Below are 24,361 nucleotides of genomic sequence, written 5' to 3'. Positions count from 1 at the left end.
CGGTAACGCTGCCACGGGCGTATGAACGTGGCGGCGCTTCCCTACTGGCGACTGTCCAGCTTCTATCTTTTCTATTTCGCCTTGCTCGGTTCGACGGCGCCGTTTCTGGCGCTGTACTTCGATCACTTGGGGTTTCCCAGTGCACGTATCGGAGAGCTGGTGGCCATCCCCATGCTGATGCGCTGCGTGGCGCCGAACCTCTGGGGCTGGTTGGGTGACTACAGCGGTCGGCGCCTGGCCATCGTGCGCTTTGGCGCGGTTTGCACCCTGGCGTGCTTCTCGTTGATTCTCGTCGACAAATCCTATGCCTGGCTGGCCATGGTCATGGCGCTGCACGCCTTTTTCTGGCACGCCGTGTTGCCACAGTTCGAGGTCATCACCCTTGCGCATTTGCAGGGCCAGACCGCGCGCTACAGTCAGATTCGTTTGTGGGGTTCGATTGGCTTCATCCTGACCGTGGTCGGATTGGGCCGCCTGTTCGAATGGTTCAGCCTTGACCTGTACCCCCAGGCGCTGCTGGTGATCATGGCCGGGATCGTCGCCAGTAGCTGGTGGGTGCCCAACGCGCAGCCAGCGGTGTCGACCCAGCGTCCGGCAGGCGAGGGCTTCCTGAAGCAATTGTTCAGCCCCGGCGTACTGGCTTTTTACGTCTGCGTGGCCTTGATGCAACTGAGCCACGGCCCTTATTACACCTTCCTCACCTTGCACCTGGAGCAACTGGGCTACAGCCGCGGCATCATCGGCATGCTTTGGGCGGTGGGAGTGGTGGCAGAAGTGCTGATGTTTCTGGCCATGAGCCGGATTCTGCAGCGCTTGAGCGTGCGTCACGTACTGATCACCAGCTTCGCGTTGGCCGCGCTGCGCTGGCTTTTGCTGGGTAGCTTCGCCGATCATCTACCAATATTGATCTTCGCCCAGCTGTTGCATGCGGCCACTTTCGGCAGTTTCCACGCGGCCGCCATCCATTTTCTGCAACGCAGTTTCGGCCCCCGCCAGCAGGGCCAGGGACAGGCACTGTATGCGGCGTTGTCCGGCACCGGCGGGGCGATGGGCGCCTTGTATTCGGGGTACAGCTGGAACGCGCTGGGGGCAGGATGGACGTTTGCCATCGCCAGCCTGGCTGCGCTGCTTGCCGCGATACTGGCCGCCATGCGCATGAAAGAGGAGCGCACATGATCCGCGCTCTACATAGTGGAAAGTTGTTTTTGTCGATTGCCTGAATGAACCCGCGTCTGGCCGATCATCGTGTCGGTGAGCGATTGAACCGAGGAACCCCGCAATGAGCATTCTCAGCGTCTATCACGTGTCGTCTCCAGAATGGCCGAACAAGGTCCTGACCCATTTCGAAGACATTGCCTCGACACTCGCCGAGCAGGGCGTCGGCTTTGAACGTCTGCCTGCAGCCAACCCGATATCAGCCGGCGCCGAAGACGACGAAGTGATTAGCGCCTACCGCGATCAAGTCGATCAACTGATGGCCGAGCGCGGCCACGTGGCCACCGATGTCATCAGCGTCGGCAGTCATCACCCGCAGAAGGATGAACTGCGGGATCGGTTCCTCGACGAGCATCAACACGGCGCTGATGAGATTCGTTTCTTCATCGCGGGTCGTGGCCTGTATTCGTTGCACATCGGCGATTTCGTGTACGCCGTGCTGTGCGAGAAGGGCGATCTGATTTGCGTGCCTGTCGGGACTCGGCAATGGTTCGATATCGGCGAGCACCCTCGCGTGGTCGCGATTCGCCTGTTCAGCAAAGCCAATGGCCAGGCGAAAGCGACCGGTGAGCCAATCGCCAGCCAGTTTCCGCGCCTGGACGACTGACAGGCCACTGACCGAGGTTTTTTGAACCGTCTGCGGCATCGTCGCGCTCATCGTTTTTGCCCACGGCCGCCGTCATCGACATCGGCGGTTTGTGTTTCTAAATCATCAAAAATGTAAGCAGATTTTGGTTGTCGTGTGGGAAGTGGCCTGTTTATCGGTCAGGCATGCCTGTTTGTTTTCGCCCTTATGTTTAACCCCTCTGGACTGTGTAACCCTTAGCCCGTCGGAGCCTGACGGCCTTTGGACGCGCCTTGCCCGTGGATTTTCGTGCAGGACTTTGCGCGTCTAGCGGCTGTAATCAATTTAAAACTCTAAAGAGCACCCAGGGACGACACAGGACGTTTTTTGAACGGAGGGGAAGATGAAAAACGTACAAACAGGGACGCTAAGTCCGTTGATAGAGCAAATGGTCAGCAGCATCACCGAGCAGGACGGCAATGCGGCAATCGCCAACGCGCTCGACTGGCTCAGAGCGGAATGTCGCTGTGCGCGGGCGATGCTTTACCAATACCGCGAAGGCATGCTGCTCAGCTGCATCACATCCAATGTCGACAGCTATTGGAAGGATCTCTACGGACAGGGGCGGCTGATGATCGAAGACCCGGTCATTCGCTGTTTCCGCCACAACCTGGGGTTTCTCGATTGGGAAGAGGCATTTCACACTTATCCACCTTCATCAGCCTACATAGCGGCCGTCGAAGACTGCGAATTGCTGCCTGCGCTCTCTTATGGCTATACCAGTGAGACTCGGGTCAACCGTGGCGTGGTCACCGTCTGTTCGCTCAATGGCATGGAACGGCCGCTCAGCCATAACGACCGTTATCTGCTGACCAGCCTGGTGCCGATGCTGCATGTGGCCGGCAAGGGGCGGCAATTCCAGACCCGCGCCCTGACCGGCAAGGAACTGGAGATACTCAAGTGGGCCAGAGAAGGCAAGACCGCCTGGGAGATCGCCCTGATCAAGGAGGTCTCGGAAGCCACGGTCAAGCATCATTTCAAGAGCATCTACGCCAAGCTAGGCGTGACCAACCGCGCCCAGGCAGTAGGCGAGGCACTCTGTCGAGGCATCATTCGATGAAACTCGCACACCGGGTTCGGGGAAGGCTACCGTCGTCTCCCGACTAACTGCGCGCAAAAAAAACCGCGATGGCGCTGGGACGCTGTCGCGGTATCTATAAGGGGAGGCTTCAGGTGTTGCGGGTGTACCCCGATTACCGAGTGTGGTAGGTCGGCAAGTCGAAACGGTGTTGGCTTTGCAGCATCGAGATCGCAGGCAGCTCACTGGCCTGAGCGGCCAGGTCACGGCGAATCGCGCTGATGACCCACTCCAACTGTACTGGCGTATGAAGTTGAGCATACGAGACCGAGCGGCGGATCTGTTTACCTTCGCCATTGCGCAGCGACAACAGCACACCGCCGTCTGGACGAGGCTGGGTGTTGACTTCGAAATCGGAAAATACGGAAGCGAATTTCTCTTGGATGAAAGTCATGTCTAGCGGCTCCATTGCTCAGTGATTACAAGCTTGGAAGGACTAGTGCAGTGACTGTGCCAGTGTTTGAGGTTAAATAAAAACCTTAAAAATCAAGAGGTTGAGTTTTTTCCGAATTTTCTGTTTCGTGCATTTTGCAAGAATGGTCAGTGGACGTCCTGCATTTTGCCGGAAGGGAGGGACGGGGAAGGGGGTAAACGAGGCGGTGTTGAAATTTGAGACAGCGATATCCTGGATTTATTTCACCTCGGCTTCACCATTTTCAACGATGGCGATAAACGGCTGTTGCTATCAAGCCCATCGGAAAGCTTTTCTGGCAGCTCATCGTCTATCCCTGCCATTGTTCGCGGCATGTATTCGGGAACTTGAGATCGTGCACGTGTCTCTGAGAAATTCCCGCAGGAAAATGATCGATCACGCGTGGCCATGTGCGGCGCTACAGGAGAAAGCTAATGTCTGACACCCCTAAAACCCCGGATACCGCCACTCGCATGTCGGACGATGAAGCGCTGGAATTTGCCGAGCAGGTGTTCGATCGTGCCCGGGCTGGCGACGCGACCATGCTCGGGCGTCTGCTGGAAAACGGCCTGACGCCCAACCTGCGTAACCACAAGGGCGACACGTTGCTGATGCTTGCCAGTTACCACGGCCATGCGGAGGCGGTGAAGGTGTTGCTCAAGTACAAGGCCGACCCTGAGATTCGTAACGACAACGGACAGAGTCCGATCGCTGGGGCGGCTTTCAAAGGGGATCTGGAAGTGGTGCGGATTTTGGTCGAAGGCGGGGCGCAAGTCGAAGGTGCGTCGGCTGATGGGCGGACCGCGCTGATGATGGCGGCGATGTTTAACCGCACTGCGATCATCGACTATCTAATCTCCAAGGGCGCCAACCCGCGGGTCCAGGATGCCAAGGGTGTGACGCCGCTGATGGCGGCCCAGACCATGGGCGCCACCGATGCCGCCGAACAGTTGACCCGCCTCGGGGTTTGATCCGCTTTCGCAGGCTGGCGTAACTGATCGCGTCGCAGTGTGAATCAATAGCGCTGCGGTCCGAACCGATAGCGCCGCGGCCTGAACCGATAGAGATGCGAAGGATTTGCGGCTATCCTTCGCGCCTGTTTTTTCGTCCCGGATCACCACGCCATGAAAGCCTCACTCATCGAATTCATCAGCAAGATCAGCTCCGGCTGCATGAGCAACGAGGAAATCGAAAGGATTGCCGACGAAGCCGCCCAGGCCTACGCCGACCCGAACGCTTTTCTGGCTGCCAACCCAGACATCAACTACGACGACAGCTTCCCGATTCCGCTGGGCGAGTGGGTAGTGATCGGCAGCCTGCCGGAAACGGTGATGTTTCAGGCCGATACCTATATGGACCTGTTCAGTGAGATCACGGCGTCCTTCGGCCCCACCGTAACGTTCAACATCAAGCCCAAACAACTGGCCAAAACCGAGCCGTTGACCGCGTTGAACCGGATTCAGATCCAGCTCGGCAGCATGAACAAGGAAATGGGCGGCTACGTGTTGATGAACCTGAGCGAGCCGCTGGACGACGAGTTGCAAGCAGTGCTGGTGTACGGCAATGACCAGAAACGGGTCATGGAGCTGGGCGTCGAGTTGGGCATCCTCGTCGAGCCTGCGCTGGAAGCGTTGAAAGCGCAGTCTTAGCGCAACGGCCTGCCGGCAGTAGCGATTTCAAGCCGCCACCGCTGGCAGGCCTTGCTGCTACAGCAGATCCAGCAAATATCCCACCCGACCGACGGAACCCTCGCCGAGCCGCGCCACTCCTAACTGGGCAAGCCTTCACTAAGGAGCGACACCATGGGTTCCACCTTTAATGGTCTGGTTGGACTGATCATTCTGGCCCTCGATATCTGGGCCATCATCAACGTCTTGAAGAGCGGTGCCGAAACCGGGATGAAAATCCTCTGGGTGCTGCTGATCGTGCTGCTGCCGGTTCTCGGTCTGATCATCTGGGCTATTGCAGGTCCGCGAGGCAATGTCCGAATCTAGACTGTCTACCAGGCTTTACGAACATCAACGCCTGATGGCCTGCGAGCTATCAGGCGTTTTTCATGGCGGTTTGAGCAGAAGCGCGATTAGCAACTGAGCCACGTTGACTTGGCAACGCTCCCGTTTTTATGCGAATGTCACGTATAAATAACATTATGAGTTCTATGTTATGTATACGCGACTTTTCGTTGTATGCTTCCCGTGTTACGTATACATTCCATCATTTCCACAATGTTATCCAGACGTAACCTATGGACGCGCTCCTGCTCATCGAAAGACTCGGCAAACAAATTGCGGACATGCGCAAGACTCGCGGTCTGACCCTGGTCCAGCTCGCCGCCCAGTCGGGCCTCACTCGGCAAAAGCTCGCTGAAATCGAGAAGGGCAGCCCGACAGTCTCAATGAATTTCTATGCCCGAGCGCTCGCCGCGCTGGACGCCGAGATCAAGGTAGTGCCCGCCAGGCGTCCTTCCTTCGAAGAATTGCGGGAGGTCTTCAGATGAAGCCCCTGGACCGCGTACGTATCCGGACGCCCCAAGGGGAAAGCGGCGAGTTGTCTACCGTCGAAACCGGCGACTATCTTTTTCGCTACGGCCTGGACGCTGCTCCGCAATCGCAGATCAGCTTGACCATGCCGTTGCGCGACGCGGCATTCAGCTCAAGAAGCCTGCACCCGGTGTTCCAGATGAATCTGCCGGAAGGCTATGTCCTCGAACAACTGCGCAACCGGCTCGCTAAAACCACACCCCTCAATCCGATGCTGCTGATGGCCTTGACCGGAAGCGGCTCGCCTGTGGGGCGTGTGGCGGTACAGTCTGCTTCGATTGATGAGTTGCTGGGGACCCGAAGCGATGTCCAGGGTCGCAGCCTGGCGCAGATTCTGAGTTGGGACGGCGCCCACGACCTGTTTGCCGAATTGGTTGACAGCTACATCCTGCGCACGGGTATTTCCGGCGTGCAGCCCAAGGTCATCGTGCCCGAAGCAGCATTTGCGGCCGACCCCAGGGCCACGCTGTTGATGCCAGAACTCATCGTGAAGTCCGGGCGGGCTGATTTTCCGGCGCTGGCGATCAATGAATATGTCTGCATGGACGCGGCACGCAGAGCGGGCATGCCGGTACCCGATTTCTATCTTTCGGACAACCGTGAGCTGTTCGTCATGCGCCGCTTCGACCGCGAGCCCGATCAACGCCCGATCGGCTTCGAGGACATGGCAGTATTGATGGGCTTGGGCACCGAGCAGAAGTACGACTCCAGTTACGAAAAGATCGCGCGCGCGATTCGACTGTTTTGTGGGCCAGAGAAGATTGCGACGTCGCTTGAGCAATTCTTCGACATCGTGGCCCTGAGCTGCATGGTCGGCAATGGAGATGCCCATTTGAAAAACTTCGGGTTGCTTTACCGCGACCCGCTCGGGCGCGACGCGCACCTGGCCCCGGCCTACGACATCGTCAACACCACCGCTTACATAGAAGAGGATTCGCTTGCCCTGAGGCTTGCCGGGTCGAAAAGCCTGTTCGGCTCGCGGCTGGGCATCCTGGAACTGGCAAGCGCGTGCAACATTCGCAAGCCCGGGCCGCGCCTGGAGCGGCTGATTGCTGCGGTGTACCAGTCGCTGAAAGCGAACGCGCATCTGTCTGAACATGCTCCGCAGGTATTCCTGGCAATCGAATATGCCGTGGGCTTGTACGCCCAGACTTTCGCGGCCAATGAGGGCCCGACGGCTTTGTAAGAAAATATGAGATACCTGGCAAAACAACGGAATTTTCACTGCTCCTTCGGGAAAATTCGCGTCGTTTCAGTCTCGCCGACCGGGCCGACCCCCTGTCATGCACCTCGCGGCTCATGAAGAATGAGCCGCGTTGGTGGTAAACACCGGGCGATCACGTAATATTTGCCCCCCGCGTCCCGCACCATCGTTTCGATGTCACCGGGCGCACAGGCTTTTCGACCTTAAACCTGAATCCAACGGATCCTACAACACATGGCCAAACCGGACGCCCCGGCGCGCGCGCCGCAACCTACCGTCAAATCACACCTGGCTTATACGCTGCTGAGCGGGCTGGCGCTGATGGTTCTGTACACCCTGCTGCGCGTTGCGCTGCTGGTCTACAACCGTGAAGGGATCGGCGCAACGCCGGCCTCGACGTTCATCGAGGCATTTGGCAACGGCCTGCGTTTCGATTTGCGGCTGGTGGTCTACATCCTGATTCCACTGCTGCTGGCACTCTTCAGTGCTCGTCTGATGGCAGCCCGCGGCCTGTTCCGGTTCTGGCTGACGCTGGTCGCCAGCCTGACCACGTTCTTCGGCCTGATGGAGATGGATTTCTACCGCGAATTCCACCAGCGCCTGAACGGCCTGGTCTTCCAGTACGTCAAGGAAGACCCGAAAACCGTATTGAGCATGATCTGGTACGGCTACCCAGTGGTGCGCTACCTGCTGGCCTGGGCTTTGCTGACCTGGCTGTTGAGTCTGGTATTCAAGGGCATCGATCGTCTGACCCGGCCTCGTGGCGGCTTCAGTATTGGCAGCTCCAGCAATCGCGCCATCGCGCCGTGGTACACCCGCATCGGGGTGTTCGTCCTGTGTCTGGCGGTCGCGGTGATCGCCGCGCGCGGCACCTTGCGTCAAGGCCCGCCACTGCGCTGGGGCGATGCCTACACCACCGAGTCGAATTTCGCCAACACCTTGGGCCTCAATGGCACGCTGACCTTGATCGCTGCCGCCAAGAGCCGCATGTCCGAAGACCGCGACAACATCTGGAAGGCCACGCTGCCGCAGCCTGAAGCTCAGCAGACCGTGCGCGACATGCTGCTGACTGCCAATGAAAAACTGGTGGATCCGGGCACTGCTGCCGTGCGTCGTGAGTTCACGCCGCCCGAGAGCAATACCCTGCCGATCAAGAACGTCGTAGTGATCCTGATGGAAAGCTTCGCCGGTCATTCGGTCGGTGCGCTGGGCGATGAGTCGAACATCACGCCGTACTTCGACAAGCTGTCGGAAGAAGGGCTGCTGTTCGACCACTTCTTCTCCAACGGCACCCACACTCACCAGGGCATGTTCGCCACCATGGCCTGCTTCCCGAACCTGCCGGGTTTCGAATACCTGATGCAGACCCCGGAAGGCAGTCATAAGCTGTCCGGTTTGCCGCAGTTGCTGAGCGCGCGCAAATACGACGACGTGTACGTCTACAACGGCGACTTCGCCTGGGACAACCAGTCCGGGTTCTTCAGTAACCAGGGCATGACCAACTTCATCGGCCGCAACGATTTCGTCAATCCGGTGTTCTCTGATCCGACCTGGGGGGTGTCCGACCAGGACATGTTCGACCGTGGCGCCGAGGAACTCAAAGCCCGCGAAGCCAAGGGCAAGCCGTTCTATGCCTTGCTGCAGACCCTGTCCAACCACACGCCATACGCGCTGCCAGCCAACCTGCCGGTTGAACGCGTGACTGGCCATGGCAGCTTGGACGAGCACCTGACGGCAATGCGTTATTCCGACTGGGCACTGGGTCAGTTCTTCGAGAAGGCCAGGAAGGAGCCTTACTACAAGGACACGCTCTTCGTTGTCGTTGGTGACCATGGCTTCGGTAATAACGAGCAGATCACCGAGATGGACCTGGGGCGCTTCAACGTGCCGATGCTGATGATCGCGCCGGGCTTGCAGGACAAGTTCGGCAAGCGCAGCAGTATCGTCGGCACGCAGATCGATATCGTGCCGACCATCATGGGCCGTCTGGGGGGCGACACCGTGCACCAGTGCTGGGGCCGCGATCTGCTCAACCTGCCAGCGGGCGACCTGGGCTTCGGCGTGATCAAGCCTTCGGGCAGCGAACAGACGGTTGCGCTGGTCACCGGCAACCGCATCCTGATCGAACCCAAGGAAATGGAGCCGAAGGTCTACAGTTACGAGTTGGGCACCAAGCCCCACGCCGAAGTGATGCCCAACGCGCCGGACATCGCCGAGCTGCGCAAGAAGCTCGACAGCTTTCTGCAGACCGCGACCAAGAGCCTGCTGGACAACACCGCCGGGGTGAAAGACGCCAAGCCGTAAGCTGTCTGCTGGAGAAAAAAGAGGCCCTCTTGGCCGCCCCCGTGGCGGCCACATGGCCTCTTTTTTTTGCATTGAAACAACCTCTGTGCCACGTCACAAACGTTGAACGAATGATAAAAAAGCGCAGTCCGATTTCAGTAGGCCGGCGTGCGGCCTGACTGAGGAGACATTGATGAAAGTCTGGACTATTTCGTTTCAGGATAAAGATGGCGTGCAGCAGACCCACAATCTTGAATCCGACCAGCGTCCCAGTGACGAGGAGGCTGCCCAGCGCCTGCGTCATGCCCTGTTTCCGGTAACCGAAGACCTTGATCTCAACGACCTGGATGGGCGCACAGCAGACCCCACCGTCAAAACACTCAAGGAGCAAAACGCGGTACAGATCATTTCCATTGTGGAAGCTCCCTGAAACCACTTGCGGTCGTCGCTATTTGCCAATTGGCAACACGCCATTAATGGGCGTAATCTCCAGGCGAAGGCGGTGAAGCATCTACCCGAGCAAGTTCGTGTAGATGCCTGATTTGTAATAGCAGCACCGACCTTGTCAGCGACATGCTTGAGTCCCGGGCGGCAGATGATCTGTCGCTTGACGCCCCTCTGGAGCAGAGGCCGTTTCGGGATCGTTGAAACTCTATCTATCGTTGCATAGGAGGACGTTTCATGAGCACGACCTATCAAGAAGACATCAGCACCCACGTGCTGCGCCGCATGAAAGAAGGCGGTTTCGACTTCGCAAGTATCCATCCCATCGAGTTCTATGCAGTCTTCCCGGACGAGGAGCGGGCGCGTCAGGCAGCGGAAAAATTTCGTGGTGAATCTCTTAACACTCAAGTCAACGCCCGTGAGGACGGAGCGTGGCATCTGCAACTGAGCAAACTGATGTACGCCACTTACGACGGCATCGGCGACTTCGAACAGGATTTCCAGACTGCGATTCTAGGGTTTGATGGTGAAGTCGAGGGTTGGGGGGTGAAGCAGGAGATCAAACGGCTTCATTGATGAGCGCACCTGATATGACGCCCGGCCTCGCTGTCGGGCGGTTCCGGAAACCTCTAGCACGGCTTGCCTGCGGCGACGATTTCAATCTTGCCACCGCCGGCAAGCCGTGTTGCTAAAGAAGGTCATTTAATAAATAACAGGTCGCCGAGCAGCCAAAAAAAGGGCAAAAAAAGGCCGCTCCATGTGAGCGGCCTAAAGGGAATTTCATGAAGGAGTCCTGCGATGCATGAAGTTTGCTCAAGCAGCCTGTAGCCAGCTTGTCTGCGTCGATGGGGCGATTATCTGGAAACAAAGTCCGGTCGGGAAATCAACTCTGGCTATGCTGGTAATAGATTTTCAGTGGCAGGACGCTTCTCTTTGAAGCGTAAGAGAATGGGTGGGGGCGCATCTTGCACAGGTATGGTGCGAGGATGACTGTCGATTTCTTTAACCATTTGATTTAACAGCGTTTATACCGCTGGCACGGGCCTTGCGAAGGCCCTTGTGTCCATGGTGACAAGGAGTACGGCATGATCCGCACCTTTTATGATGAGATGTACGATGTGGACGGGGCTGTCCGTCCGCATTATCGGGAATTCGCCCGCTGGCTGGGCGAAGCGCCACCTGAGTTACTGGCTCAGCGCCGGCGTGAGGCCGATCTTTTGTTTCATCGCGCCGGGATTACATTTACGTTGTACGGTGACGAGCAGGGAACCGAGCGTCTGATCCCCTTCGATACGATTCCACGCAGTATCCCTGCCAGTGAATGGCGCGTGGTTGAGCGCGGCTGCATCCAGCGCGTCAAGGCGCTGAACATGTTCCTTGCCGACCTTTATCACGGTCAACGCGTCATCAAGGCCGGGATCATCCCCGCCGAGCAGGTGCTGGCCAACGAGCAATACCAGTTGGCGATGCAGGGTCTGAACCTTCACCGCGATCTGTATTCACACATCTCCGGCGTCGACCTGGTGCGCGATGGCGACGGGACTTATTACGTTCTCGAAGACAACCTGCGCACCCCGAGCGGCGTGAGCTACATGCTCGAAGACCGCAAGATGATGATGCGTCTGTTCCCCGAGCTGTTCGCCGCGCAACGCATCGCCCCCGTTGATCACTATCCGAATCTGTTGCTCGACACCCTGAAAAGCTCCAGCCCGCTGGATAATCCCAGCGTGGTGGTACTGACGCCCGGCCGCTTCAACAGTGCGTTCTTCGAGCACGCGTTCCTGGCTCGGGAAATGGGCGTCGAACTGGTTGAAGGCGCGGATCTGTTCGTGCGCGACGATCGTGTGTTCATGCGCACCACGGATGGCCCGAAAGCGGTGGATGTGATTTACCGTCGTCTCGATGATGCCTTCCTCGATCCGCTGGCGTTCAACCCGGACTCGATGCTCGGCGTGCCGGGTCTGTTGTCGGCCTATCGCTCGGGCAATGTAGTCCTGGCCAATGCCATTGGCACCGGCGTCGCGGACGACAAGTCGGTGTATCCCTTCGTGACCGATATGATCCGCTTCTACCTCGACGAGGAGCCGATCCTGAAGAATGTGCCGACCTGGCAGTGCCGCAAGCCAGAAGAGCTGTCTCACGTTCTGGCCAACCTCGGCGATCTGGTGGTCAAGGAGACGCAGGGGTCCGGCGGCTACGGGATGCTGGTCGGTCCGGCGGCCACCGCGGCTGAAATCGAGGCCTTCCGCGCCCGACTCAAGGCCAAGCCACACGCGTACATCGCTCAACCCACCTTGTCCCTGTCGACCTGCCCGACTTTCGTCGAGAACGGCATCGCCCCGCGACACATCGACCTGCGCCCGTTCGTTCTGTCTGGCCGTGAAACCCGCGTCGTTCCTGGCGGACTTACCCGCGTCGCATTGCGCGAGGGGTCGCTGGTGGTCAACTCGTCGCAGGGTGGCGGAACCAAGGACACCTGGGTGGTCGAGGATTAAGGATGCCTGCCAATGCTAAGTAGAACTGCCTCGGATTTATATTGGATGTCGCGGTACCTGGAGCGGGCGGAAAACCTCGCGCGGATGCTGGACGTCAGTTACTCGCTGTCGTTGATGCCCCAGGACGGACGCGGAGATGGCCTCAATGAAATCGCCATGCCTCTGCTGATTACCGGAACCCTGGACGATTATCTGGAGCGCCACGGCGAGCTGCACGCCGAGCGTTTGCTGCATTTCTTCGCTCTGGACGCCGCCAACCCTGCTAGCATTTTCAGCTGTATCGGCGCCGCACGGGCCAGTGCTCATGCGGTACGTGGGCGGATTACTGCGGACATGTGGGAAAACATCAACGCCACGTATCTGGAGATTCGCGGGATCGCCGAACAAGGCCTGAGCCGTTATGGCATGAGCCGGTTCTGTGAGTGGGTCAAGGAGCGTTCGCATCTGTTCCGTGGCGCCACCTACGGCACCATCATGCGCAACGATGCCTTCCGTTTCATTCGCCTGGGGACCTTCATCGAGCGCGCCGACAATACCCTGCGCATGCTCGATGCGCGTTATGAGATGCTCGAGCTGCGCGGCCCTTCAGCCAACGCGGCGGCGGACAGTTCCGCAGCCGGTTATTACCAGTGGAGCGCCTTGCTGCGCGCGCTGTCGTCGTTCGAGGCCTACACCGAGGTCTATCGCGATGCGCCGGGTGCGCGCCAGGTCGCTGAACTGCTGTTGCTACGCGCCGATATTCCGCGTTCGTTGCGCGCCTGCCTTGAGGAGCTGGACATGATTCTGGCCAGTCTTCCCGGCGCCAATGGTCGTCCCGCGCAACGTCTGGCCGCCGAGCTCGATGCGCGCCTGCGTTACACCGGTATCGACGAAATCCTCGGCGAGGGCCTGCATGAATGGTTGAACGAATTCATTCCGCTGCTGGCCCAACTCGGTAACGTTATTCACACCTCTTATCTGGAGGCTGCATGAGACTTTCAATTAGCCACGAGACCACTTATCACTACGACGATCAGGTCCGCGCCAGCATCCAGTATTTGCGCCTGACCCCACATGACAGCGAGCGCCAGCAGGTGCTCAGCTGGCAACTTTCCCTGCCGCGCCCGGTGCGCGCGCAGGTCGATCCGTTCGGCAACATTCTCCATGTGCTGACCATGGACGAGCCCCACGAGGCCATCGTCATCGGCGCGCGGGGCCAGGTGGAGATCGATGAGAAGCGCGAGGCCGAGCATGAAAGCCAGTCTTCGCTGCCGTTCCTGCGTTTCACCCGTCTGACCGAAGCCGACGAAGCGATTCGTGCATTTGCCGCAAGGCAGACCAAGAAGCGCACCGATCGCAACGCGTTGATCGATCTGATGCAGGCGTTGAATCAGCACATCGTATATACGCCGGGTTCGACCGCGGTCGACACCAGCGCGGCGCAGGCGTTTGCCAATGGGGCAGGGGTCTGTCAGGACCACACCCACGCGTTCCTGGCTTGCGCTCGCAGCCTTGGCGTGCCGGCGCGTTATGTCTCGGGTTACCTTTACAGCGACAGCAGCGAACACCTGGCCAGCCATGCCTGGGCCGAAGCGTGGATCGACGACGCGTGGTACAGCTTCGACGTGACCAATCAACTAGCGATTCCCGAGCGCCATTTGAAATTGGCAGTAGGGCTGGATTATCTGGATGCCTGCCCGGTACGCGGTATGCGCCGTGGCGGCGGTTGTGAGCAGATGCACGCCAAGGTGGTGGTCTCGGATTCGGCGCCAGTCGCCACGCCGGTCGTGCAGATGCAGGTGCAGCGACAGTCCTGACTTTTGACACGCTGTAGGAGCCAGGCCGGCTCCTACAGTGCCTTCGCATGCCAGCCATCACTGCGCCGGATCGCAGGTGCCATCGTTGATGATGCCGTTGTAGCCCGCTTTCAGCAGGCTGGCCTATCAGCCCGCGGATCGCTTTCGCTGAAGACCACCCTCCACCCGAATGCGATTTGCCATGACCCGCTTGAGTTGTGGTACCCGCTGACACATGCGCTCACTTCCCATCCTTCGATAGAAACCAGGTCGGCGCAAATACGCTCGCTCGCAAGCGTGAATTCACTGGGTCAGCCGAACAGGCGGGTCAGGTTCGGCAGGATCAGCAACAGTGTGGTGGCGAAAACAATCAGCCCGGCTTGACGTACTTTCGAATGTTTGAACATGGCGTAATGGCCTTTTCTTGTTTTTCCTGAGCAACAAAAGCTACCTGCTTCACTGAACAGGGAAGCGACAGCTGGCAGAGGTGAAATCCAAAAGAGCAGGTGTTCCGACAATCGATCGGAGACGACGGGCGCTGTAGGCATCTTTTTTATTGCGCTCCTGCTACAGACTTAACCTTAGAGCCCACGTGCGGCGCCGCTTAGATCGGTTTGCTATGAATAATTCGATTTGGTTAGGAGAAAAGGAGATAAGGCGTTTGGCTAGCATTGGACACTCCCTTGCTAGACACTTGCGGGCAAACAGGGGGACGTCCGATAGCTCGCTACCGTTCGTCCGAGTCCGAAAGCTCTCGCAACAAGCTAGTCTTGCTCACAGTCAGTGAACAGAGTGCTTGGACCCATGACACCATCTGTGTGACCGTATGCTGTCAGCAGAATAGAAACATCCAGCAGGGCAGCGAGGGATACGATGACCGAGGCGTTTATTTTCGATGCACTGCGCACCCCGCGGGGCAGAGGCAAGGCTGATGGCGCGCTGTACAGCGTCAAACCGGTAAAGCTGGTTGCGGGATTACTGAGTGAACTTCAACTGCGCAACCATCTGGACACCGCCCAGGTCGACGACATCGTCCTGGGTTGCGTGACCCCCGTCGGCGATCAGGGCGCCGACATCGCCAAGACCGCGGCCCTGGTCGCTGATTGGGCGATCAGCGTGGCGGGTGTGCAAATCAACCGTTTCTGCGCTTCGGGCCTGGAAGCGGTCAACCTCGGCGCGATGAAAATTCGTTCCGGGTTCGAGGATCTGGTGGTGGTCGGCGGTGTGGAGTCCATGTCGCGGGTCCCCATGGGCAGCGACGGCGGCGCCTGGGTAGTGGACCCGTTGACCAATTTGCACACGCACTTCACCCCGCAAGGCATTGGCGCCGACCTGATCGCGACAATCGAAGGCTTCAGTCGCGCTGACGTCGACGCCTTTGCACTGGAATCTCAAATAAAAGCCGCCCGCGCGCGACAGAGCGGCGCATTCAAGCGTTCGCTGATTCCGGTACGCGATCAGAACAGCCTGTTGTTGCTGGACCACGATGAATTCATTCGCGGCGATTCGACGCTCGAGGGCCTGAGCAAGCTCAAACCCAGTTTCCAGAGCATCGGTCAGATGGGTTACGACGCAACGGCGCTGCGGGTCTACAGCCAGGTCGAGCGTATCGAGCACGTGCACACCCCCGGCAACAGTTCAGGGATTGTCGACGGCGCGGCGCTGATGTTGCTGGGTACGGCCCAGAAAGGTCAGGAACTCGGGCTGCGACCCCGTGCGCGAATCGTCGCTAGCGCCGTGACCAGCACCGATCCGACCATCATGCTCACCGGACCTGCTCCGGCGACTCGCAAGGCCCTGGCCCGCGCCGGATTGAAGATTGAAGATATCGATCTGTTCGAGGTCAACGAAGCCTTCGCTTCGGTGGTACTCAAGTTCATCAAGGACATGGGCGTCGACCCGCAAAAGGTCAATGTCAATGGCGGCTCTATCGCGCTGGGCCACCCCTTGGGCGCCACGGGCTGCATGATTCTCGGCACCCTGCTCGACGAACTGGAAGCACGGCAGCTGCGCTACGGCCTGGCGACTTTGTGTGTAGGCGCAGGCATGGGGATAGCGACGATTATCGAGCGGGTTTGAAGGACTGTGCCGATTGCGAGGTTTGCTCAGGCTAATCTCGAGCCTGTAGGAGTGAGCTTGCTCACTAAAAGGGCGTTACAGCCGCAGCGACTCTAGCGGCTGAAAGTGACTCTACATATAACAACAGTTTCAGGAAGAACGACCGCATGACTGACGCCATCCACTACGAAATCGGCCCCGATCAGATCGTCACGCTGACGCTGGACATGCCCGGCCAGCAGGCCAACACGATGAATGCGCTGTACCGCCAGGCAATGGGTGCGACCCTCGACCGGTTACAGGCGGACAAGGACCGCGTTGTGGGCGTGATCATTCGTTCGGCGAAGAAGACGTTCTTTGCCGGAGGCGATCTGAATGAGCTGGTCAAGGTCGACAAGTCTCGAGCTCAGTGGTTTTACCAGATGACCCTGGACCTCAAGGCGCAGCTTCGCGCCCTCGAGACCTTTGGCAAACCGGTGGTCGCCGCCATCAATGGCGCGGCGCTGGGCGGCGGCTGGGAGTTGTGCCTGGCCTGTCATCAGCGCATCGCCCTCGACGAAAAACACGTGCGCCTCGGCTTGCCGGAAGTCACCCTGGGTTTGCTGCCCGGTGGCGGCGGCACGGTGCGGCTGGTGCGCATGCTGGGGCTGGAAAAGGCCCTGCCATTGCTCATGGAAGGGCGGATCCTGAACGCGCAACAGGCCTTCAAGGCAGGCTTGGTCGATCAACTGGCCCGCGACCCTGAGGATCTGCTGAGCAAGGCTCGTGAATGGATTCTGGCCAATCCGGCGCCGAGCAAGGTGTGGGATCAACCGGGTTTCCAGATTCCGGGTGGCTCGCCGTCCAACCCAAGCGTCGCGCAGATGCTGGCGATCGCGCCTTCGATGCTGCGCAGCAAAACCCAGGGCTGTTACCCCGCGCCCGAGAAAATCCTGGCGGCAGCGGTCGAAGGTGCGCAGGTGGATTTTCACGCCGCCGAAGTCATCGAAGCGCGTTATTTCACCGAACTCACCACCGGCCAGATCGCCAAGAACATGATTGGCACCTGGTTTCAGCTCAACGAACTCAAGGCTGGCGAGTCGCGACCCAAGGCGCCGCCGGTGTATCGCATGCGCAAGGTGGGCATTCTTGGCGCGGGGATGATGGGTGGCGGGATCGCGTACGTCACGGCGCTGGCCGGTGTCGATGTGGTGCTCAAGGACATCAATCTCGCCACTGCGCAGAAGGGCAAGGATTATTCCGTCAGGCTGCTGGACAAACAGGTCGCCAACGGCCGGATCAAGCCCGAACAGCGGGACGCCGTGCTGGGACGGATCAAGACCACGGGCCGTGACAGTGATCTGGAGGGTTGCGATCTGATCATCGAAGCGGTGTTCGAGGATCGCGAGCTCAAGGCACAGGTCACATCTGCCGCCGAGCAGGTGGTGGTGCCGTATGCGGTGATTGCGTCCAATACCTCGACTCTGCCCATCACCGGGTTGGCCACGGCGGTCAGTCGGCAGGAGCGGTTCGTCGGCATGCATTTCTTCAGCCCGGTCGACAAGATGCGCCTGGTGGAAATCATCAAGGGTGCGCGCACCAACGATATGACCCTGGCCCGCGCGTTCGACTTCGTGCAGCAGATCAACAAGACGCCGATCGTGGTCAACGACGCCCGAGGGTTCTTCACCTCACGGGTATTCGCCACATTCACCAACGAGGGCGCCATGCTTGGCGAGGGCGTTTGCGCGGTGATGATCGAGACCGAAGCGCGCAAGGCCGGGATGCCCTTGGGGCCACTGGCTGTGTCGGATGAAGTGTCGCTGAGCCTGATGAGCCATATTCGCCAGCAAGCTCGCAAGGACCAGGCAGGGCAGGGCGAAACGGTTGCAGAGCACCCGGCCACCGCCGTGATCGATCTGCTGCTCAATGAGTACAAGCGCGCGGGCAAGGCCGCAGGCGGCGGTTTCTACGATTACCCCGAAGGTGCGCCGAAGCGTCTGTGGCCTGAACTCAAGGCGCGCTTCGAGAAGCCCGATTCGCAACTTGCAGGACAGGAGCTTCGCGACCGCCTGCTGTTCATTCAGGCGATTGAAACCGTGCGCTGCTTTGAGGAAGGCGTGCTGCGCTCGACCACCGACGCTAACATTGGCTCGATCTTCGGCATTGGCTTTCCGGCGTGGACGGGCGGGGCGCTGCAATTCATCAATCAGTATGGCGTCAAGGATTTCATCGCCCGCGCCCAGTACCTGGCCGAGCGCTATGGTGAACGGTTCCAGCCACCGGCGCTGCTGCTGGAAAAGGCCCGCAACGGCGAGCTGTTCTGATACGTCGATGACCTGGCATTGCTACGGCCAGGGTTCAGCCAGAGGCAGGGTCCGGCACAAACGGCTATTGCCTTGCCTCGGGCTTCAAGGCAGGCTTGGGCGTGTGCATTTTCGCCTTGTCGCTTCAGGTATTTTTATGTCGTTACGCATCTGCATTCTGGAAACCGACGTTCTTCGCCCGGAACTGGTCGATCAATACACAGGTTATGGGCGGATGTTCGAGTCACTGTTTTCCCGCCAGCCCATTGCCGCCGAATTCGTGGTCTACAACGTGATGCAGGGCAATTATCCGCCCGACGATGAGCGTTTCGATGCGTACCTGATTACTGGCTCCAAGGCTGACTCCTTCGGCACCGATCCGTGGATTCAAACCCTGAGGACCTACCTGCTCGAGCGTTATGCGCGGGGCGACAAGCTGCTGGGCGTGTGTTTTGGTCACCAATTGCTGGCGCTTCTGCTCGGTGGCAAGACCGAGCGCGCGACTCAGGGTTGGGGTGTGGGCATCCACCACTACAACCTGGCCCCGGCCAAGCAGTGGATGACCCCGGCGATGGACAAGCTGACGCTGCTGATCAGTCATCAGGACCAGGTCACAGCCTTGCCTGAAGGCGCGACGGTGATCGCCTCCAGCGAGTTCTGTCAGTTCGCGGCGTATCACATCAACGACCAGGTCCTGTGCTTCCAGGGCCATCCCGAGTTCATCCACGATTACTCGCGCACCTTGCTCGACATTCGTCAGGAGGCGCTGGGGGAGCAGGTGTACAGCAAGGGAATCGCCAGCCTGGAAGAAGAGCACCACGGCACTACGGTGGCTGAATGGATGATGCGGTTTGTGGCGAACAAGCCAGACGCGGCGTGATCTCTTCAGGCTGGCCTTATCCCTTGTAGGAGCGCGCGTGGCCGCGATTGCCTCGTGTCAGCCGCCACTGGTGTGACGGATACAACGCAATCGCGGGCAAGCGCGCGCCCATAGGTCAAGGTGTATTCAAAGCCAACCCGAACGTTTGAAGCTGGCAAACAAAATCCCGCATCCGCCCAGAATCACCCCCAACACGGCAAAGTAGCCGTAATGCCAGGTCAGCTCCGGCATGTTCTGAAAGTTCATCCCGTAGATCCCGGCGATCGCCGTCGGAAACGCCAGGATCGCGGCCCAGGCGGCGAATTTGCGTTGGGTCAGGCTTTGTCTTGAAGACTCCAGCAGCAAGCCGATTTCAATGGTCTGGCTGGCGATGTCGCGCAGGTTGGCCAGGTCTTCCATCTGCCGCTTGACGTGAATCTCCACATCACGGAAGTACGGGCGCATGTTCTTGTCGATGAAGGGGAAGCTCAGCTTCTGCAGCTCTTCGCCAATCTCCACCATCGGCGCCACGTAACGCCGCAGGCGCAGCAGGTCGCGGCGCAGGCTATGGATGCGATGGATGTCGGCTTCATTGAGTTCGGTGCTCAGCACGCTGTGCTCCAACGCTTCAAGCTCGCAGTGAATGGCCTCGGTGACCGGCTGGTAATTCTCGGTGACGAAATCCAGCAACGCGTACAGCACGAAGTCTTCCCCGTGCTCCAGCAGCAGTGGCCGCGCCTCGCAGCGTTGGCGGACCAGCCCGTAAGACTTCGAATGCCCGTTGCGCGAGGTGATGATGTAGCCCTTGCCCGCGAAAATGTGGGTTTCGATGAAGATCAGCTTGCCGTCCTCGCGGATCGGCGCGTAGGTCACGATGAACAGCGCATCGCCGAAGGTCTCGAGCTTGGGGCGGCTGTGGATCTCCAGCGCATCTTCGATGGCCAGCTCATGCAGACAGAATTGCTTTTGCAGCGAGGCCAGCTCCTGAGCGCTGGGCTGCTCCAGGCCAATCCAGACGAAATGCCCGGGCTTCGCGGCCCAGGCGGCCCCTTCGTCGAGGGTGATATCGGTGACTTTCTTCCCGGCGTTGTAAACGGCAGCAGCGACAACTCGGCCCATGGTGATCTGCTTCTTCTTTTAGGGGGACTGATGCGCAGCTTAGCGCGGTCTTCTCTTCAGAGTGGGCACGGTTCAACGAGTTCGAGGGTTTTGTGCAAGCTGTTCAGCAGCGGTTTGGCCTGGCGTCGGGGTGGCGTGCAATTGGGCGTCCATCTGCTCGATACAGGTTTGCATCTGGCTGTGGCAAAGGGCGATGAGATCAGGGATGTCATCGCTGGTCATGCCAGCGGTGGAGATCGCTGGCAGGGAGCGGATCATCACCTGGCCGCTGTCCCACACATTCAAACGCATGTCGCGCACATAGGTGCTCACGCACACCGGCACGATCGGCACGCCTGCTTCGATGGCCATCTGGAAGGCGCCACGCTTGAATGGCAGCAGGCCCTTGCCCAGATTGCGCGTGCCTTCGGGGAACACCCAGATCGAAGTGTTCTTGTGCTGCAGGGTATCGGTGGTTTGCCGAATCGAGCGACGTGCGCGCAACGGGTTGCCGCGATCGATCAGCACATTGCCGGCGAGCCAGAACAACTGACCGAACAATGGCACCCATTTCAAGCTCTTCTTGCCGATGCACACAGTGCGCGGTGGCACGATGTTGCCGAGGACGAACAGGTCGTAGTTGGACTGATGGTTGGCGATGACCACGCACGGGCGCGACCTGTCGAAGTGCGCACCCATCTGGGCCTTGAGGCGCAGACGCAGAATCCACATGGCCGGCAGCGCATACAGACGCGCGCACAACCGGCTGTTATCGGGGTTGAACGGACGACAGATGCCGAGGGCCAGTCCCAGCGCCCCAGCGACAACGAAATGCACCCCCATCAGCAACATACGCAGGACAAACAGCATGCGGACCACTCTCGGCTACAAAAGGTGGCGCAGTGTACGGATGTGCACTCGAATCGGCAATTACCGGACGGACGTGTGGTATTCGGCGAATTTAAGCGAATGTTTCAGAGGTGAGATTGGGCTCAGCGTTGGCTTGAGCCGCGCAGCTGACACTGTGGGAGTGAGCTTCCCGAATGCGTCGCGTCAGTCAACATTGATGCTGTTGAACTGCCGACTTCGTGACCGAGCTCACTCTCACCAGGTTTGCAGGTGGTTTATGGCAAGCAAGGCATCAGAACTGATGCTGCCGATCCAGCTCGATCGCCTTGTCCAGCGTCTCCAGAAACGCCTTGCGCACTTTGAGCTTGGTCTGCTTGTGGGCCTTCATGTTGATCTTCTTCAACTGCAGGGCCACGGTGCGGGCGGCGTCGATGAGTGCTTCCGGGGCAACGACCTTGTCGAGGAAACCGGCCTGCAGCGCGCCCTTGGGATCGTACATTTCGCCGTTGATCACGGAGCGGCCGAACGCGCTCTTGTTCAGGCGGTCACGGGCCAGTTCGATGCCGGCGTTGTGCATGGTCATGCCGATCTGCACTTCATTCAGGCCGATGCTGAACGCGCCTTCGACGCCAATGCGGTAGTCCGCCGATAACAACAGAAACGCGCCCTTGGCCACGGCATGGCCACCGCAGGCAACGACGATAGGGAAGGGGTGCGAGAGCATACGCCGCGCCAGGGTCGAGCCTGCTGCAACCAGGTCGATAGCGGCTTCAGGGCTGGAGGTCATGATTTTCAAATCGTAGCCGCCGGAGAGAATGCCCGGCTGACCGGTGATGATCACCACCGCACGATCCTTTTCCGCCTGATCCAGCGCGGCGTTGAAGGCTGCGACGACTTCATTGCTGATGGCGTTGACCTTGCCGTTGCTCAGGGTCAGCGTGGCGACGCCGTCGTCCAACTGATACGCGACCAAATCACTCATGGGACGAGTCCTTTATTGTTTTGAGATGGCGCAGACGTTACTCACCCCAAGAGGCAAGGTAAAGCGTAAAGGGTGACCGATGAGTCAAGGTCTCGGGCCGCATGCAGGGCAGTGAAGGGCGCGGCCCGAAAGGCGGGGGCGAAAGTTATTCCTCGACCGCGTTCAGCTCGCAGTACTCATCCCAGTCCATGTCCAGCGCCTCGGCCGCTTCCTTGTGCACGGCCATGCGCAATGCCTTGATCTCTTCTTCGGACTTGCTGCTGAACCGCAGGGCCAGCTCCCAGGTTTCGATGCTCAGCGCCTCGGCTTCGTCTTCGAACGCCCAGCGCGTCTGGTCTTGCTGATCCTTGGGGCTCAGGCTTTGAATCTCTTCCTGCAAAGCCGGGTTGGTCACGATGTACTTCGGCAGGGCAGCTTCGATCCATTCTTCTTTATTCATGTGAGGTAGATCTCCTGTGGGTCGAGCTGACGTTTTGTAGTGTAGGGATGCTGACGTGAGGCACGATTGTGCGGGATGTCCGCCGCTCATGCCAGACGAACATGCCCCGTCCGTCGTGCTGGAAAGTGCGATGCTGCAAATGAAAAGGGCTCACCGGTTGGTGAGCCCTTCCTCATGCGGCTATGTCGCGAATCCGCTCAATCAATGGTCATGGGCTTCTTCAGGTTGCGATGCGCATTATCGCCAAGCAGCGGATGGGGGCCGTGATCGCCGTACACACCGACGGGCTCCGGGAACGTGCGCAGCAGCGTGATGTACAGCAGCGCCGCCAGGCCCAGGGTGATCGGCAGGCTGATGTCGATACCACCGGCCAGATTCCCCAGCGGCCCCACGAACTGCCCCGGCAGATTGACGAAGCACAAGCCCACTGCCGCGCTCGGGATCCAGGCGCCCAGACCGCGCCAGTTCCAGCCGTGTTCGAACCAGTAATGGCCGCCGCTCTGGCCGCGGGTAAAGACCTGCAGGTCCGCCGGATGATAGAAGCCGCGACGAATGATCAGGCCCAGCACCATGATCACGATCCAGGGCGATGTGCAGGTGACGATCAATACCGCGAAGGTCGACACACTCTGCACCAGGTTGAAGGCGAAACGGCCGATGAAGATGAAGGCAATGGCGGCCAGACCGATCAGAATCGTCGCCTGCGCGCGATTGAGCAAACGCGGGAACATGCTCGACATGTCCAGACCGGTGCCGTACAGCGACGTGGTGCCGGTGGACATGCCGCCAATGATCGCGATCAGGCATACCGGCAGGAAGAACCAGCTCGGCGACACGGCCAGCAAGCCGCCCACATAGTTGTTGTCGGTGATGTACTGCGGCGCCTGGGTGGCAACGATGGTGGCCGTGCACAGCCCGAACAGGAACGGGATCAGCGTGCATATCTGGGCCAGAAACACCGAGGCCATGATGCGTTTTTTCGAAGTATGGCGCGGGATATAGCGCGACCAGTCACCGAGAAATGCGCCGAACGAAACGGGGTTGCTCATTGCCAGCAATGCCGCACCGATGAATGCCGCCCAGAAGCCTTCGCTGCCCTGATTGACCGTCCCGGCGAAGCCCGCATCGAAACTGCCGCTGAAGGCGAAGATGCCCAACAGGAACAGCAGGCTGGACGCAAACACCGCGATCTTGTTGACCCACAGCATGAAACGAAAGCCGTAGATGCACACCACCAGCACCAGCACTGCGAACACGCCATAGGCGACCGCCAGGGTCAGATCGTTTTCAGGCAGGCCGACCATGCGCTTGGCACCGCCGATCAGGGCATCGCCCGAGCTCCACACTGAAAGCGAAAAGAATGCGACGGCGGTCAGCAGTGAGAGGAAAGAGCCGACGATCCGCCCGTGAACGCCGAAGTGCGCGCCCGAGGAGACGGCATTGTTGGTGCCGTTGAGCGCGCCGAACAGGCCCATCGGCGCGAGGATGATCGAGCCCAGGACGATGCCGAGAATGATCGACCAGACGCCCGCCTGGAAGGACAGCCCGAACAGCACCGGAAAGCTGCCGAGCACGGCCGTGGCGAAGGTGTTGGCGCCGCCGAATGTCAGGCGAAACAGATCGATGGGCGACGCATCGCGCTGATCGTCCGGAATTTGTTCGACACCGAAGGTTTCGATACTTGTAGTGGAATGTGACATGACGGTTTCCTGCGCGCTGT

Annotated in this window: 23 protein-coding genes; 17 read left to right on the top strand and 6 right to left on the bottom strand. The window is 59.3% G+C overall.

The annotated features are described in order from the left end of the window. The first annotated feature begins 21 nt into the window (after positions 1–21). The 3 genes from CE491_RS07490 (at position 22) to CE491_RS07480 (ending at position 2,900) form a co-directional block, all read left to right on the top strand. Positions 22–1,176, top strand: a complete 1,155-nt coding sequence (locus tag CE491_RS07490) for an MFS transporter (RefSeq protein ID WP_199885023.1) — start codon at positions 22–24, stop codon at positions 1,174–1,176. 103 nt (positions 1,177–1,279) lie between these two features. After that, positions 1,280–1,822: a 1,2-dihydroxy-3-keto-5-methylthiopentene dioxygenase gene (locus CE491_RS07485; protein ID WP_110947715.1), complete on the top strand. Its 543-nt coding sequence runs from the start codon at positions 1,280–1,282 to the stop codon at positions 1,820–1,822. 361 nt (positions 1,823–2,183) lie between these two features. Further along, on the top strand, positions 2,184–2,900 hold the full coding sequence (locus tag CE491_RS07480; protein ID WP_110947714.1) for a helix-turn-helix transcriptional regulator: 717 nt from the start codon (positions 2,184–2,186) through the stop codon (positions 2,898–2,900). 133 nt (positions 2,901–3,033) lie between these two features. On the opposite strand, the gene CE491_RS07475 is transcribed toward CE491_RS07480, so the two are convergent. Then, a complete protein-coding gene (locus CE491_RS07475; RefSeq protein WP_110947713.1) occupies positions 3,034–3,312 on the bottom strand; it encodes a DUF3509 domain-containing protein in 279 nt (92 codons plus the stop codon). Between the two features lie 452 nt (positions 3,313–3,764). On the opposite strand from CE491_RS07475, the gene CE491_RS07470 reads away from it, so the two are divergent. The 14 genes from CE491_RS07470 to CE491_RS07405 all read left to right on the top strand — a co-directional run bounded on the left by CE491_RS07470 (position 3,765) and on the right by CE491_RS07405 (position 19,294). Then, positions 3,765–4,301 carry an ankyrin repeat domain-containing protein gene (locus CE491_RS07470; RefSeq protein ID WP_110947712.1) on the top strand — a complete coding sequence of 179 codons (537 nt, stop codon included), beginning with the start codon at positions 3,765–3,767 and terminating at the stop codon, positions 4,299–4,301. 153 nt (positions 4,302–4,454) lie between these two features. Beyond that, on the top strand, positions 4,455–4,979 hold the full coding sequence (locus CE491_RS07465; RefSeq protein WP_110947711.1) for a hypothetical protein: 525 nt from the start codon (positions 4,455–4,457) through the stop codon (positions 4,977–4,979). A gap of 153 nt (positions 4,980–5,132) precedes the next feature. Continuing rightward, a complete protein-coding gene (locus CE491_RS07460) occupies positions 5,133–5,324 on the top strand; it encodes a PLDc N-terminal domain-containing protein (protein WP_024688144.1) in 192 nt (63 codons plus the stop codon). 251 nt (positions 5,325–5,575) lie between these two features. Continuing rightward, on the top strand, positions 5,576–5,827 hold the full coding sequence (locus CE491_RS07455; protein WP_110947710.1) for a helix-turn-helix domain-containing protein: 252 nt from the start codon (positions 5,576–5,578) through the stop codon (positions 5,825–5,827). Further along, a complete protein-coding gene (locus tag CE491_RS07450; protein ID WP_110947709.1) occupies positions 5,824–7,056 on the top strand; it encodes a type II toxin-antitoxin system HipA family toxin in 1,233 nt (410 codons plus the stop codon). The genes CE491_RS07455 and CE491_RS07450 overlap by 4 nt, the downstream gene beginning before the upstream one ends. A 252-nt stretch (positions 7,057–7,308) precedes the next feature. Then, positions 7,309–9,378, top strand: a complete 2,070-nt coding sequence (locus tag CE491_RS07445; RefSeq protein ID WP_110947708.1) for an LTA synthase family protein — start codon at positions 7,309–7,311, stop codon at positions 9,376–9,378. 172 nt (positions 9,379–9,550) lie between these two features. Continuing rightward, complete coding sequence (locus tag CE491_RS07440; protein WP_110947707.1) at positions 9,551–9,787, top strand: hypothetical protein; 237 nt, start codon at positions 9,551–9,553, stop codon at positions 9,785–9,787. Positions 9,788–10,038: 251 nt separating this feature from the next. Continuing rightward, entirely contained in the window at positions 10,039–10,377 is a 339-nt protein-coding gene (locus tag CE491_RS07435) for a ribonuclease E inhibitor RraB (RefSeq protein WP_110947706.1), read from the top strand. 509 nt (positions 10,378–10,886) lie between these two features. After that, on the top strand, positions 10,887–12,296 hold the full coding sequence (locus tag CE491_RS07430; protein ID WP_110947705.1) for a circularly permuted type 2 ATP-grasp protein: 1,410 nt from the start codon (positions 10,887–10,889) through the stop codon (positions 12,294–12,296). Between the two features lie 12 nt (positions 12,297–12,308). Then, a complete protein-coding gene (locus CE491_RS07425; protein ID WP_110947704.1) occupies positions 12,309–13,268 on the top strand; it encodes an alpha-E domain-containing protein in 960 nt (319 codons plus the stop codon). After that, positions 13,265–14,092, top strand: a complete 828-nt coding sequence (locus CE491_RS07420) for a transglutaminase family protein (protein ID WP_110947703.1) — start codon at positions 13,265–13,267, stop codon at positions 14,090–14,092. Before CE491_RS07425 ends, CE491_RS07420 begins: the two co-directional genes overlap by 4 nt. Before the next feature lie 852 nt (positions 14,093–14,944). Further along, complete coding sequence (locus CE491_RS07415; RefSeq protein WP_110947702.1) at positions 14,945–16,150, top strand: acetyl-CoA C-acetyltransferase; 1,206 nt, start codon at positions 14,945–14,947, stop codon at positions 16,148–16,150. A gap of 146 nt (positions 16,151–16,296) precedes the next feature. Then, positions 16,297–18,435, top strand: a complete 2,139-nt coding sequence (locus tag CE491_RS07410) for a 3-hydroxyacyl-CoA dehydrogenase NAD-binding domain-containing protein (RefSeq protein WP_110947701.1) — start codon at positions 16,297–16,299, stop codon at positions 18,433–18,435. 136 nt (positions 18,436–18,571) lie between these two features. After that, the gene (locus CE491_RS07405) at positions 18,572–19,294 is read left to right on the top strand and encodes an amidotransferase (RefSeq protein ID WP_110947700.1); all 723 of its coding nucleotides are present in this window, start codon (positions 18,572–18,574) and stop codon (positions 19,292–19,294) included. 126 nt (positions 19,295–19,420) lie between these two features. Here CE491_RS07405 and CE491_RS07400 read toward each other — a convergent pair whose 3' ends face one another. From CE491_RS07400 to CE491_RS07380, 5 genes are all read right to left on the bottom strand, one after another. Then, complete coding sequence (locus CE491_RS07400; protein WP_110947699.1) at positions 19,421–20,392, bottom strand: magnesium and cobalt transport protein CorA; 972 nt, start codon at positions 20,390–20,392, stop codon at positions 19,421–19,423. A gap of 72 nt (positions 20,393–20,464) precedes the next feature. Beyond that, positions 20,465–21,241: a lysophospholipid acyltransferase family protein gene (locus CE491_RS07395; RefSeq protein WP_110947698.1), complete on the bottom strand. Its 777-nt coding sequence runs from the start codon at positions 21,239–21,241 to the stop codon at positions 20,465–20,467. 271 nt (positions 21,242–21,512) lie between these two features. Further along, positions 21,513–22,202, bottom strand: coding sequence for a crotonase/enoyl-CoA hydratase family protein (locus tag CE491_RS07390; protein ID WP_110947697.1), 690 nt, complete (start codon positions 22,200–22,202; stop codon positions 21,513–21,515). Positions 22,203–22,347: 145 nt separating this feature from the next. Further along, entirely contained in the window at positions 22,348–22,641 is a 294-nt protein-coding gene (locus tag CE491_RS07385; RefSeq protein WP_110947696.1) for a DUF6388 family protein, read from the bottom strand. Between the two features lie 197 nt (positions 22,642–22,838). Further along, entirely contained in the window at positions 22,839–24,341 is a 1,503-nt protein-coding gene (locus CE491_RS07380; protein WP_110947695.1) for a purine-cytosine permease family protein, read from the bottom strand. Positions 24,342–24,361: the final 20 nt, after the last annotated feature.

Source organism: Pseudomonas bohemica (assembly GCF_002934685.1).
GTDB lineage: Bacteria > Pseudomonadota > Gammaproteobacteria > Pseudomonadales > Pseudomonadaceae > Aquipseudomonas > Aquipseudomonas bohemica.
Note: the sequence above shows the minus strand (reverse complement) of the source record. Positions and strands in the feature narration are given on the sequence as shown.